Here is a 13695-nt window from a genome sequence, read left to right as displayed (position 1 = left end):
CCCGCTGGCGGCCACCCGCCGTCGGACACTCCCAGGCCACCGGAACAACACGCCCCGGCCAGGAGTGCGCGGGGCCGGCCCGCGGGGGCGCGGATCGACCGTGAGCTGGAGGAACGCCGACCGCCCCGGCTGGATCCGGAGCTGCCGCCGCCGCCCAGGATCACCGGGCCCGGCGTATTCACCGACGGGAGCCGGATGCCGGGCTATCTGGACGGCTCGCTGCCGTTCCCGACGGACGGCCCGGTCGCGGCCGACGGGACGGGCGCGGACCGTACGGAAGCGGAGCTGTTCGCCTTCGGCCAGAGCGAGGTGCGGCTGCGCGGCACCGAGCAGGTCGTCTCCGGCATCCGCTCCCGGCTGGCCGCGACGGATGCGGAGAGCCGCCCGGCGCTGTCGTCCGGCGAGGAGGCCGCGGAGGGCATCGAGACGGATGTGCTCCGCCGCCTCGCGCGGGCACTCGCCGAGCAGCCGCGCAGCCTCGCCGGGGACGGGCGCGAGTTCCTCTACCGCGCGGAGTCCGGGCGGCTGCGCAAACTGCACGTCGGGGTCAGGAACCACGGCGCATGGGAGAGGTTCGGCGACGGCGCGGGGCCGACCAAGGTCGACACCGCCTACCGCGCCCAGACCACGGTCGGGGACGGCAAGACCTTCCAGCAGAACCGGCAGCTGTCCCCGAGCATCCCGCTCGGTCCGCTGAAGAAAGTCGTCTCCGTGTTCGGCCGGCTGACGGTACGGCTGGGCTGGTCCCGGGAGATCGCCTACGCCCTGCACGACCAGACGCTGAGCCAGAGCGAGACCCGGACGCTGGACGGCTCGCATCTGCACCTCGACGACGTCTCCTACGACCTGCGGATCACCGACGCGCTGCCGCCGCGCCTGGCCAGGCGCGGGGTCCTCGGTACCCGGTGGCGCAGCCGCCCCGCGCGTGCCGCGGCGGGCGAGGTCGCCTTCGGACTCGGAGTGCGCAGCGGTCTGGCGGCACGGCTGCCGGACAGTGTGACGAACGGCCGTGCCGCGGTGGGCCGCACCCCGCGCCGGATGGAGCTGGGGCCCGAGTCGGACTACCGGATGTTCGTCACCGAGGACTTCGGGCCGACGGCCGGGATACGGGACTGGGCGGTGGGCGAGATCGGTGCGGAGCCCGGGTCCAGCGCCTACGACGAACTGGCGGACTTCTTCTCCTCCGCCAACCTGCACCGCCTCTCCGCCCGGACGGCGCACTCGATGGTGCCCGGCCCGCCTCTGTTCGGGGACGACAAGGAGCGCACTCCGCTGGGCGCGTTCGTGATCGAACGGGTCGTGCCCGGGAGGGCGGTGCTGGCCTCGGAGACCGATCAGGCCGAGTTGCGGGACACGGCTCAGCTCACCCTGCACAACACCCGCAAGGAGACCAAGGAGTACAAGAAGGACCTGGGTGCCACCGTCGGCCTGACGGTCAATGCGCCCACGTTCGGGCTCCAGGATGTGATCGCCGGCTGGATGAACCGGGTGCGGCCCCGGGTCCGGTTCGGGCCCGGTCTGCGCCTCGTCCACAGCGAGGGACGTGTCGCGGTGCTCGGCGCCACCGGCGGGCTCAAGTCGACCGGTCGCGTCAAGTCCGACGACACCGCGCTGTACCGGGTCGAGAAGACCGTCCACGTCCGCAGGACGGGCGACGCCCGGCCCCGGGCGTTCCGCACCTGGAGCCTGGACCGGATGACCCGGAGCGAAGCGCGCCGCCTGGCCGGTCTGGACGAGGGGGACGGACCGGCCGGGCGGCACGGCGGGGAACCGTACGCACCGGCGTATCTGACCGAGGACCGGCCGCCGACGCTGGGCATGAGCCGCGTCGTGCAGTTCCGGTTCCCCGACGGGCGCCACACCGGCCGGCGCGCGGACGCCGACGGCGGGGAGGGCGCCGGCCGCACCGGCGACCGGCCAGGGCAGCCCGGGAACACCCTGCTGACCGCCTTCACACAGCAGGTCCTCCGCGAGGTCGCCGCCGCGTACCCGGGGACGGTGGCCCCGCTCGACCAGCTCGACCCGGCGGCCGGCACCTGGCGCGACCACCGGCACTATGCGGCGGTGCTGCACAACACCTTCGGCGTCCTCAACGCGCTCTCCCGGCACTCCTCGGCGGGCAGCCTGGAGGCCATGGCCGGGAAGGGGGTGCCCCTCGTGCTCACCGAACCGGGCCGGTTCCTGCGCGGCCACCACCACATCCGGCTGCACGCGGAGCTGACCGGGCGGCGCTACGAGGGCGCGGCGCACGAGATCCTGCGGCACAGCGCCCCAGGCAGCGTCGCCCTGGACGCCGGGCGGCAGCTGACCCGGGGCACCGAGGCGACCGTGGAGGGGGCCCTCTCCCTCCGCGACGCGGACCTCACCGACGCCATGGGAGCCCCCATGCACGCGGGCACCGTGCACACCGGGTACCGCGCGGTGTCGCAGAGACGGATCGAGTCGGGATACGGCGCCGTCGCCACGGCGGACCCGATGGCGGCCTCCGTCACACCGGGCCATCTGTTCAGCTACGGCGTGGCGTTGACCGTGCGCACCAGCGGCTACCGGCGGTTCCGTCGCTTCTGGCGCGGGCTGCCCAGCCTCGGCCTGCTGGGCACCCGGCTGTTCGTCCTCCGCGGCCGGCCGGCCGACCTGATCGGCGGGGACTCCGGGGTCCCCGCGGTGACCGGCCGGGTGCTGCTCAGCGTTCCCGCCGAGCACAGCCCGGACCGGGACCCGCACGCACCCGGCGCGGACAACCCCTACCGCCGGCCCGACCGCGTCACCGGGGGGCGGCTCCCGCGAAGCCGCGCCAGGGCGCTCACCCGGGCCGCCCTTTCCGGTGTCGACACGGGACGGGAGCCGGACGCGCTCGACGGCGTCCCGCACCACACCCTGTCCGTCCTGACCGGCGCGGGCGAGGCGGACCTCGCCCAGCAGGTCCTGGAGGAGGCGGCGCACGGTGCGTGGCAGCTGACGCAGGACGCGGCGCCCGCCCACGACGCGGCCGTCCGGACGCTCCAGCCGTCCTATCTGACGGCGAACTTCGACCAGAGCATCTCCCGGGCCGGCCTGCGCACCACCGGCCTGTTCGGCGAGGGTCCCTATCTGAACCGGCTGGCGAGAACCGTCCACCGGGCGCGGGTGACCGGGCTGCGCGCGCTGGGCGGACCGGTCCGGATGGACACCGAACTGACGGCCGGTGGCAGCACCAGGGCGTCCGGCACCCAGGGCGCCTCCCGCACCCAGCAGGCCGGAGTCACCCTCGTCTACGGGGAGACCCGGCCTGCGTCGACCGGGGTGACCAGCAACTACGCGTGGCGCCTGTGGCCGTTCCACCGGTCACGGGGGCGCAGCGCCGTCGTCACCAGGACTGCAACGGCAGACACCAACCGGATCGACCGGGGCCACCAGGTACTGGCCGCGGGCGACGTGCGGCACGAGTTCGCGGCGGAGGTGCGCGGGCTGGGCCCGCTCTCGCCGCTGGGCAGGGTCGTGCCCGCCCTGCGCGACTGGGCGGGCCGGTGGCAGCGGAGCGAGGGCGGCTGGCTCGGCCATCTGCCCGAACGCGTCGCCGCACAGCTGGGCCTGGTGCGCGGCGACGGCCTCGGCGCCGGACCGGTCGGCGGGCGCCGGAGCTGGACGCAGCCCGACTGGTTCCGGCGCCATCCGTTCGCCGCCTATCCGGTCGACGGCCTCGACACCGGTGCGGCCGTCGAGGCGTTCGTCGACCGGCTCCGGGATCTGGCGGTCGACGACGAGAGCCGGGAGGCCGTGCGCCGGATCGCCTCTGCGCGGGTCACCCGCGCGCTGCGCCGGGAGATGGCCGGGACCGGGTCCGCCACCACAGCCAGGAGCGGCGGGCCCGGGTGGAAGCGGGCGCGGATCGGCGGCCGGAACGTGCGGATCCGCGCTCAGCTCGTCCCCGTGGCGGGCGGTCAGACCTTCGACCGCCTCTGGCCGGCGACCGAGATGGAGCACCACCTCTGGGCCGTGGAGACGCGGACGGACCTCAGCACCTCCGAGTCGGGCTTCGAACTGGGGCTCATGGCCAACGAGGCCGTGCACACCGGCGACAGCACGGCCAAGGCGGCCGGGCCCTCGGCCGCCGGCGCCGGCAGCGGCCGGCGCAACCGCACCAGCGCCTCGACCAGCACGGTGGCCCGGCGGTGGAAGACCAACACGCTGGAGCCGCACGCCGAGTTCACCACCCGCTACCGGATCCGCCTCACGCTGGAGATGGGCCGCGCCCGGGGCGACGAACCGCGCGACCCGGATTCCCGGCGGCGGGTGCACGAGGAGGAGGCCGGCGCGGTGAAGGATCTCGTCCCGCTCAGCCTGCTCCGCCCGGACCCCGGCGAGCTGGCAGGTGCCGGCGACCCGCTCGATCCGCTCCGCCCGCCGGAGGTCCCGGACGAGCCACCGGCGGTGCACGCCTTCTCCGGCGCCGCCAACCCGGCGACCCGGGCCGGGGGTATCGAGGAGTGGCGCACCCTGCGGCAACCGGACGGGTCGCGGCGGCCGTTCGAGATGCCGGCCGAAGGGTTCCAGGTGCGCGCCGTGCTCGGGAGCGGGAACATCCGGGCCGCCAGTACGCTGGCGCTGGCCAAGGCGTACGACAACCGGCTGGCCCACGTCACCGGGCGGCTGGCGGGCGAGCCGTTGGCAGCGGCCTTGCGCAAGGCCCGCCTCACCCCGCTGACCGCCGAGGGCACCGGCCCCGCGCAGGTGCTGGAGGACTCCCACCGGTCCGGGGCGCTGAGCGCGTTCGCCGAGCGGGCCGCGGCACCCTCCGGCCTCCCGACCGCCGGACTGGCCGAGAACACGCTGCTGGACGCCTCGCAGGCGGCGCTCACCCAGCACGCCCGGCTGGACCTGGCAGGCGCCCGGCTGCTCGCGGTGACCGACGGGGCCCGGATGGAGTCCCACACCCGGTACACCCGGAGCGGCAACGCGGCGGCGGGTGAGAACGGCGGCCACAGCCTGGAAGCCGGCGGCTTCCCCACTCTGACGTCCGATCCGGTCGGCAAGAACAACCCCGGCGGGATCAGCACGGGCGCCGATGCGGTGGAGACCGACGTCCAGGCGGCCGGCCACGACCAGTCTCATCAGGTGAACGTCAAACCCAAGACGGGGCGGATGTTTACCTTCGCCGTCCCGACCGCCTGGCTCAGCGTCGCCGAGGTCGAACGGCAGTTCAAGGACGGCTCGCTCGCCACCTGGGTCCGCGACAACCTGATGGGCCCGTTCGGTGGGGTCGCACCGGGGCCACAGGCCGTCGAGACGCGGGCGTGGACCGTCGCCTGGGTCGAGGAGCGGGTCGCGCGCGAACTCGGGCTGATCACCGACGGCACCTTCCCCCGCTCGGTGGCCCGGGCATGGGACCGGGTGCACACCCAGGCCAAGGCGTGGGAGGCGGCGGACGGGGCCTACTGGGCGCTGCGCCGCGATCTGCCGGACCTGCGGGACGCCGTCCGGGCGGCGCTGGCCGGCCGTTCCCTCGCCCGCCGCCGCCGCGACGCGGCCGGGCACGTCCTCAGAGCCGCCGGGCTCGGGGCCCGCGAGCGGTTCGAAGCCGCGGTCGCCGCGGCGGACGAGGTGCTGGAGCTGCCTGCCGCGGAGCTGCCACCCGGTTCGCGGACCCGCCTCGCGCCCGCCCTGGCTGCGGCCGTCCAGGCGTCCGAGGACGTCCGGGAGGCCGTACTCGGCCAACTCCTCGTCCCCCCGGAGGCCGGTGCGGAGCGGCACCGGGCCGCCGAGGAGGGGCTCGCGGCGGCACGTGAGCTCCGCAGGGAGGCCGACGCCGAGGTCGCCCGGCTGCGGCGGGCCGAACGCGACCACCTCGTCCAGGAGGCGGCCCGGGCCCGCGACCGGCGGATGGCCGAGCCCCTGGCCGACCTGGGCACCGCCGAGCGGGCGGTGTCGGCCGCCGCGGACACGCTGCGGCGGGCCGAGAGAGCCCTGGCGGTCCGGCTGCGCCGGATCGAGGAGCAGCACGCCGCCGCCGAATCCGCGGCCGACGCGCTGTTCGAGATCCGCGCCGCCGCCGACCGGCTGACCCGCTGGCACCAGCTCCCCGCCGATCCCGTCGCCGACGGGGCCGCCCCGACCCGCGGCGGGATGCCGGAACCCGTCCTTCCGCCCGTGCGGCGGCCGGACCGGGAGCGGACCGCCGGGGCGCCGCACGGGCTGCCCACCGTCCCCGAGGCGCAACAGGCCGAGACCGGACCGCCGGACCGGTACACCGCACTGGCCTCCCCGGCGGACGACAGTGCGGGCGCACCGGGTCTGCGTGCTCCGGACGGTACGGCGCACTGGCTGCGCGACGTGCCCGGGGACAACTCCTTCTGCCGCGCGTTCGGTACCGCCCTGGAGGTTCTCGCCGGACAGGCCGGCTCCTCGGCGGCTCCCCGCGGCCCGCACCGGACCGCCGTCCCCGCCGGCCCGGCCGTCGGCGATCCGGCCGCGCTGCGTGCCCGGTTCGCCGACGCGCTGGCCGCGCTGCCGGACGACTCGCCGCTCCTGGGCTACCTCGCCCCGGACGAGCGCGACACCTTCACCTCGCCCGAACTGGCCGCGGCTGCGCTCGACCTGGGCAACGGCACACCACAGCAGCGGGAGTTCGAGGCCCTGGGAGTGATCCCGCACTCCGCAGGCGACCGGCCGGGCCGGGAACACGCCCACCGGCCGCTGAGCCCCGCACAGCGCCGCGGTCTGGCCGCGGCACAGCTGCGCCGCCCGCCCGAGGCGGAGGGCGGAACCGGCTGGGACCACGGCGCTGCGGACGTCCTGCCCGCCCTGGCGGCCGAGCTGTTCGGGCTGCGCGTGCGCATCGTCCTGGCGGACGGCAGCTTCCTGGACCACTGGCCGCGCCGGCCCGAGCCCGCCCCCGCCGACCCGCCGACCGTGGTACTGCACCTTGCCGGCCGGCACTACCGGGCCGTGCTGCCGCAGGACGCGGTCGACCGCCCGCCCGCCTCCGCACCGCCCGCACCCGCGCCCCCGAGACCGGCCGGCGCGCTGCCCTCCCACCGGAGGCGTCCCTGGACCCGGGAGGACGCGGCGGGAACGGACCCGGCCGATCCCCCCGGGTTCGATGCGGCGAGCGACCCCGCGACGCTCACCGACTCCGACGGCCGGGTGCTCGATCTACACGAACCCCGCGGCCCCGGCAACGGCTTCCACGAGGCGGTCGCCCGCGCGCTGGTGGCGGCCGGCGGCGCGGCGGGCGATGTCGGCCGGCTCGCCCTGCGGCTGCGGCACAGCTCGCTCACGACGCCCCATCCGCTGCCGAGCACCGCACGACTGGACCCCCGGGCCGCCTTCACCCGGGAATGGCTGGAGCTCGCCGGGATCACCCTCACCCCGCAACAGGCCCGGGACTTCGAGCGGCACGGCGGCCGGCTCCCCGCCGGCCTGGCTCCCGGTGCCGCCGAGGACAGCCTCATCCGGCTGCACCTCTGCCAGGCCGTCCGCTGGGACACCGGCACCGCGCTGCTGGCGGCCGGGCTCCTCGCCCGCACCTGGCGCGTGCGCCTCACACTCGTCCACGAGAACGGCACCTGCACCGCCTTCGGCGACCCGGCGACGCCCGCCGAGCGCACGGTGACGGTCTACGAGCGCGGACGCGACTTCCTGGCCGCCGTGCCGCGTGGCGCCCGCGGCCCGACGGCGCCACGGAGTTCCCGGGCCATCCCCTCCGGCGGGTCGACAGCGCTTCGCCCACCGCGTCCGGAACCGGCCCGGTGAACCCCCGCGGTCACCGCGTCAGCGCCCACCGGCCGACGGTACGCCTTCGCCGACGGGGGCCGACGCACCCGCGTCCGGTGCGTCCGGCGCGTCCGGAGCTCCTTCGGCGGTCGGCGCCGCGGCAGGGTCGGGCGCTCCGGCCGGGCGCCAGCCACGGGCCCGGCCGCGCGGAATGATCACGGCGCCGCCGGCCACCAGCAGCACCAGTGCGCCGCCCGCCGCGGCGACGATCAGCGACCGGTTCAGCGGACCGCTCGGGGCCGCAGCCGGAACGTGCGCGGCGGCCTCCTCGGGGGGCCGGCCCCGCTTGCCGGTCAGCAGCGTCGTGAGCGCCCCGTACGGATCGAGGCGGGGCGGGTCGTCCGGGTACCCGGCCACCGTGAGCTGGCGGGCGACCTCCGGTGCCGTCATCTCCGGGTGCCGGGCGCGTACCAGCGCGGCGGCGCCCGCGGCGTGTGCGGCGGCCAGCGAGGAGCCGGAGCCGAAGTAGTGCCCGTCGCCCTCGGGTCCGACGCTGACCACCTCATCACCGGGCGCACCCAGGTCCGCGTTGCGGGCCGGCGGGGACTTCTCGGGGCGTTGCCCGTCGGGACCGTAGTCCATGACGGAGAGGGCCTCGGGCACGGACGCCGGCCAGTACCAGGGCGCCGGCTCCACGGTCTTGCCGGTGCTGCTGTCCTTGGGGAGGGTGTCGGGCACGGACGGAGCGACGACGAGGGCGTCCTTCTCCGCGGCGTGCTCGACGGCGGCGGTCAGCTCGTCCTTGCCGGTGGCGACGGCCCGCCCGACGTAGATGACCTGGGCGCCCCGATCGGCCGCGGTACGGATGCCGTCGGCGAGCTTCTCCGGCGTCGTCTCCCCCCGGGTTCCGGTGCCGCGCACCGCCAGGATCCGGGCGCGCGGGGCGAGTCCGGCCACGCCCACGCCCTCGCCGGGGGAGGCCGCGATCAGACCGGCCGCGAAGCTGCCGTGGCCCACGCAGTCCTCGCCCGCGTCACCGACCGCCTCGACCCGGCCCGACAGCGCGGGGATGTCGGTGCCGACGCCCGTGTCCACCACGGCGACGGTCACCCCTCGGCCCCGGCTGAACTTCCAGGCCCGGGACAGCCCGAGCGGCTGCCGGGTCCAGGGTTGCTTCTCCGCCTTGTCGTCGGACGCCTTGGCGCACGGTTCGCCGGAGGGCAGCACGGAGGCCACGGAGGGCAGTTCGACGACGTCGTCGGCGGCGGCCGGGCCCGCAGGCACCGTCAGCAGGATCGTCGCGGCCAGTGCGGCGGCCACCGCCCGTGCCACCGGACGACGGTGAGAGGGTGCGCGTCGCATGACCGCATGCTACGTGGCGCGCACCGGCGTTCGGCAAGGCGGTGGCCGGTGCGGGAGCGGGTGCCGCGGCGGACCGGTCACCGGCACCACCGCCCGGCGTCGTCCCGTCCGGAGGTGAACGGCCCCGACACACCTGGCTGACGGCTACCCGGTTCCCGTAGCCTGCACACAGTGCGCGTCCCGTCGGCCGCGACCAACCAGAGCTCGGCACCGGGTCGCTCGCGGTCCGGCACTCGGATCGCCGGGGCGGCAGGCACCACAATCAGGAGGTCCCAGCGTGTCACGGCAGTCTCTCCGGGTAGTCCCGGACGGGAGAGACGGTTTTCCGACGATCGGCGAGGCACTGGCGCAGGCCCGCACCGGAGCCGTCGTCCGCGTCGCCCCCGGCCGCTACCGGGAGAACCTCACCGTCAGGACCCGGCTGACCATCGTCGCCGACGGGGACCGCGGCAGCGTGGAGATCTGCCCGCCGCGCGGCACCGCCGTGGTGCTGGTCGCGGACGCCGTGATGCTCACCGACCTGACACTGCGCGGCGGCAGCGAGGACCTGCCCGTCGTCGACGCGCCCCGCGGCCAGGTGGCGATGGACGGCTGCACCGTCGTCGGCGCCGGCTGGACCGCCGTACTGGCCAGGGAGGAAGGCTCGCTGGCGATGCGCGACTGCCGCGTCTCCAACCCGGAGGGTGCGGGCGTGGTGGACACCGCGGCCACCGAGAGCGTGGTCCTCGACACCGTCCTGGAACACCTGGGCACCTCCGCCGTCGTTCTCGGCGAGCAGGCCCGCACCGTCGTACGCGGCTGCCGGATGCGGGACGCGCGGGGCAACGGCGTACTGGCCAACGGCGAGGCGCAGGGCCGGATCGAGGACTGCGACATCTCCACGACCGAGAAGCCCGGCATCGCCCTGGAGGGCCGCTGCGGCACCCGGGTGCTGCGCACCACCGTGCACGACACCTCGGTCGGCGTCTTCGTCACCAGCGCCTCCCGGCCGTCGCTGGAGGAGGTCAGGGTGACCGACACCAGCGGCCCCGGCATCGTCCTCTCCCAGGGTGCCGACCCGGAGCTGCTCCGCTGCCGCACCGCACGGACCAAGGGCAACGGCCTCGCGGTCAACGAGCGTTCGCGGGGCACCTTCGACGGCTGCGAGTTCGACGACGCGGAGGGATCCGCGATCCGGGTGGTCGGGTCCAGCGCTCCGCTGCTCACCCACACCACCGTGCGCGCCTGCGCCGACAAGACGGCCGCCGTGCTGCTCGCCGAGGACTCCTCGGCCGAGTTCGACGGCCTGGAGGTGCCGGACGCCGCGGGAACGGGCGTGTGCATACGCACCGGCGCCAATCCGCTGCTGCGCAAGGCGCATGTCACCGACGCCGGCGGACACGGCGTGGAGGTGGTGGAGGACGGCCGCGGCAGGCTGCACGGCTGCACGGTCGAGCGCGCCGAGGGCGCGGGCGCCCACATCGCCGGGGGCGGCGCCCCCGAACTGGCCGACACCGTCCTGCGGGAGACCGCGCGCGCGGGCGTCCTGGTCGGTTCCGAGGGGCGGGCCACGCTCCGCGACTGCGAACTGCACGACGGGCGCGCCACGGGCCTGCACATCGAGCGTGGCGGCGAACTGACCGCTCTGCGCACCCAAGTGAACGGATCGGCCGCGCACGGCATGCTGGTCGCCGACGGCGGCCGGGCCCAGCTGGACGGCTGTCTGCTGACCGGCAGCACCGGCGACGGCATCCGGGTGGACAGTTCCGAGGAGACCACCCTGACCAACTGCTCGGTCCGCGACAACCGCGGCGCGGGTCTGCGCCAGTCCCGCGCCACCGAGCGGCTCACCGTGGAGGGGCTCAACAGCAACGGCAACGCCGAGCCGGACGCCTGGGGCGAGACCGCGGGAGACCTGGCCGCCACGGGCACGGAAGTGCAGTCCCGGCAGAAGGGTCCGCAGGGCCCCCTGGAAGAACTGGAATCGCTCATCGGCCTGGCCGACGTCAAGCGCCAGGTGCGCACGCTGGTGAATCTCAACCAGCTCGCCCAGCGCCGCGCCAGCCTGGGCATGCCGGCCCCGCCGATGAGCCGCCACCTCGCCTTCTCCGGCCCGCCCGGTACGGGCAAGACCACGGTGGCCCGGCTCTACGGCGGCATCCTCGCCGAGTTGGGCGTGCTGCCCTCCGGCCACCTGGTGGAGGTGTCCCGCGCCGATCTGGTCGCCTCGGTCATCGGCGGAACGGCCATCAAGACCACCGAGGCGTTCAACGAGGCGATCGGCGGCGTGCTGTTCGTCGACGAGGCCTACACCCTGCTCTCCGACAGCAAGGGCTCCGGCGCGGACTTCGGCCGGGAGGCCATCGACACGCTGCTGAAGCTGATGGAGGACCACCGCGAGGACGTCGCGGTGATCGTCGCGGGATACACCGACGACATCTCCTCGTTCCTGGCCTCCAACCCGGGCCTGGCCTCCCGTTTCACCCGCACCATCGAGTTCGCCAACTACTCGGTCCCGGAACTGGTGACGATCACCGAGAGCATGTGCGAGGCCCACCACTACCGGCTGGACCCGAGCACCCTGGACGCCCTCGCCCAGCACTACGAACGGATGCCCCGCGACGCGGGCTTCGGCAACGGCCGGGCGGCGCGCCAGGTCTTCGAGGAGATGGTGGACCGGCAGGCCTACCGGCTCGGCTCACTGGACAATCCGGCCGAGGCCGATCTGTCGCTGCTGCTGCCCGAGGACGTCTCGGACAGCTCCGGCGCCGCCGACGCGGGCGACGGCCGCGGCTCCGAGGAGATGCTGGCCGAACTCGACGCCATGACGGGCCTGCACGCCGTCAAGCGAGAGGTCACCGACCTGGTCAACCTGCTGTCGGCCACCCGGCAGCGGCAGGCCGTCGGGCTGCCCACCCCGAAGATCAGCCACCATCTCGTCTTCTCCGGTCCCCCGGGCACCGGCAAGACCACCATCGCCCGGCTCTACGCGGAGCTTCTGCACTCCCTCGGGGTGTTGAACACCGGGCAGTTGGTGGAGGTGGCCCGTGCCGATCTGGTCGGCCGGTACGTCGGCCATACCGCGCAGCTCACCAAGGAGGCGTTCGACCGGGCGCTGGGCGGTGTGCTGTTCATCGACGAGGCGTATGCCCTCACCCCGGAGAACGCCGGTTCGGACTTCGGCCGGGAAGCGGTGGACACGCTGCTGAAGCTGATGGAGGACCACCGGGACGAGACGGTCGTCATCGTCGCCGGGTACACCGAGGAGATGGGCCGTTTCCTGGCCTCCAACCCGGGTCTGGCCTCCCGCTTCGCGCGGACGGTGGAGTTCGAGAACTACTCCACCGACGAACTGCTGGAGATCACGAACAGCTACGCGGCCACGTCCGGCTACGACTGCGCCCCCGAGACCCTGGAGGCGCTCCGCTCCTACCTGGACGCGCTGCCGCGGGACCGCTCGTTCGGCAACGCCCGGACCTCCCGCAAGACCCTGGAGGCGATGATGACCCGGCAGGCCCGCCGGATCGGCTCGATCTCCGCGCCGACCATGGACGACCTGCGCCTGCTGCTCCCGGAGGACCTGCCCCGGGAGGCTCCGCTGACGACGAGCTGACGGCGCGGGCGGCGCTCCGGCCGGCGCCCAGCCCGCTGAACCGCCGGGCGGCGGGGCAGCGTCACGTCCAGGGCGAGCCCGGCGCCGGCATGGAGCCGGCAAGCGGGCACCGGCATCGCCGTCGGGCGGGCCCGGTGCGGACAGGGTAGGGCGCCCACGGTCCGGCCTTTCCGGAGGGCCTGAGGTTCCCGCCGCGTGGCGCGGAGGTCGGGGACTCGGACAGGCCCGGCGGGTCGGCGTCACTCCCCCCAACCGCCACCCGACGGCCGCAGCACCTGGACAGAGGTCCGCAGGGCGTGTCGGAGTCCGGGAATCCGCTCGTCGAAGCACTGGCCGTACTCCTTGAGTGCGGTCTTGTGTTCGCGGCGCTCCTCGCGGGAGAACACGTGGTGGAGGTCGCTCTCCCCGGCTATCGTCGTCATGGCCAGGTCGTCGAGCGGGAGGCTCTCCGGCTTCGCGCCCCGCAGCACGGGCTCCCGCACCTTCGTCCGGAGGGCGAGCACGTCATCGGGAAGGTTGACACGGACCTCGTGCTGGGCGAGCGGCGAGAGCCGCTTGAGGCCCTTGACCGACGGAAGGGTGATCATCCCGGCTTCGGCCAACTGTTCGCGCACCGACGACTCGGCGGTGTGGGCGTGCGGATGCAACAGGTCGAGCCAGCTCTTCGGCTCCTCGGACGGAATGCCGCGCCAGACCTCGGCGAGGAAGGAGTCCTCGGGAGCCCCGGAGACGTTCCGGACGGCCTCGGACTGCCGCTTGCCCTCCCGGAGGCCCACGAACCCTCCGCCGACCAACTGGGCGAGGGCCGCCGCGCGCACCTTCTGGCCCCGGAACTGCAGGTTGCGAGTCTCGAACTTCTCCTTCTCGACGTTGTACATGAGCAGGTACATGCGCTGCGGCAGGGTGCTGGTCATGCGAGTTCCCCTTCATGACGGCGATGCTGAGCGCGCGTCCGGAGCCGGACGGGGCCCCGTGTCACTGAACGACCGTGTCACTAAGTGACATCCAATGCAATCCGCTCCGTTCACCGCGCCCGCCGCGCAACGGAC

The 13695-nt window shown here is 74.9% G+C and carries 4 protein-coding genes; 2 read left to right on the top strand and 2 right to left on the bottom strand.

All coding sequences use genetic code 11. The annotated features are described in order from the left end of the window. Positions 1–195: 195 nt before the first annotated feature. Positions 196–7731, top strand: coding sequence for a hypothetical protein (locus A949_RS0115190; RefSeq protein WP_026004665.1), 7536 nt, complete (start codon positions 196–198; stop codon positions 7729–7731). Positions 7732–7749: 18 nt separating this feature from the next. On the opposite strand, the gene A949_RS33530 is transcribed toward A949_RS0115190, so the two are convergent. Beyond that, positions 7750–9054, bottom strand: coding sequence for a S8 family serine peptidase (locus A949_RS33530; RefSeq protein ID WP_106428822.1), 1305 nt, complete (start codon positions 9052–9054; stop codon positions 7750–7752). 277 nt (positions 9055–9331) lie between these two features. Between A949_RS33530 and A949_RS0115180 the strand changes: the two genes are divergently transcribed. After that, positions 9332–12646 (top strand): right-handed parallel beta-helix repeat-containing protein, encoded by a 3315-nt coding sequence (locus A949_RS0115180; protein WP_019356870.1) that lies wholly within the window; start codon positions 9332–9334, stop codon positions 12644–12646. Positions 12647–12885: 239 nt separating this feature from the next. Here the strand turns inward: A949_RS0115180 and A949_RS0115175 are convergent, their stop codons facing one another. Beyond that, positions 12886–13560, bottom strand: a complete 675-nt coding sequence (locus A949_RS0115175; RefSeq protein ID WP_019356869.1) for a GOLPH3/VPS74 family protein — start codon at positions 13558–13560, stop codon at positions 12886–12888. Between the last annotated feature and the right edge of the window lie 135 nt (positions 13561–13695).

Origin of the sequence: Streptomyces sp. AA1529 (genome assembly GCF_000280905.1) — a bacterium.
In the GTDB taxonomy this organism is placed as follows: domain Bacteria; phylum Actinomycetota; class Actinomycetes; order Streptomycetales; family Streptomycetaceae; genus Streptomyces.
Note: the sequence above shows the minus strand (reverse complement) of the source record. Positions and strands in the feature narration are given on the sequence as shown.

Excerpts from the sequence above, each read along its gene's own strand:
- A949_RS0115190 (WP_026004665.1), top strand. The coding sequence starts at position 196 with ATGCCGGGCTATCTGGACGGCTCGCTGCCGTTCCCGACGGACGGCCCG.
- A949_RS0115175 (WP_019356869.1), bottom strand. The coding sequence starts at position 13,560 with ATGACCAGCACCCTGCCGCAGCGCATGTACCTGCTCATGTACAACGTC.
- A949_RS33530 (WP_106428822.1), bottom strand. The coding sequence starts at position 9,054 with ATGCGACGCGCACCCTCTCACCGTCGTCCGGTGGCACGGGCGGTGGCC.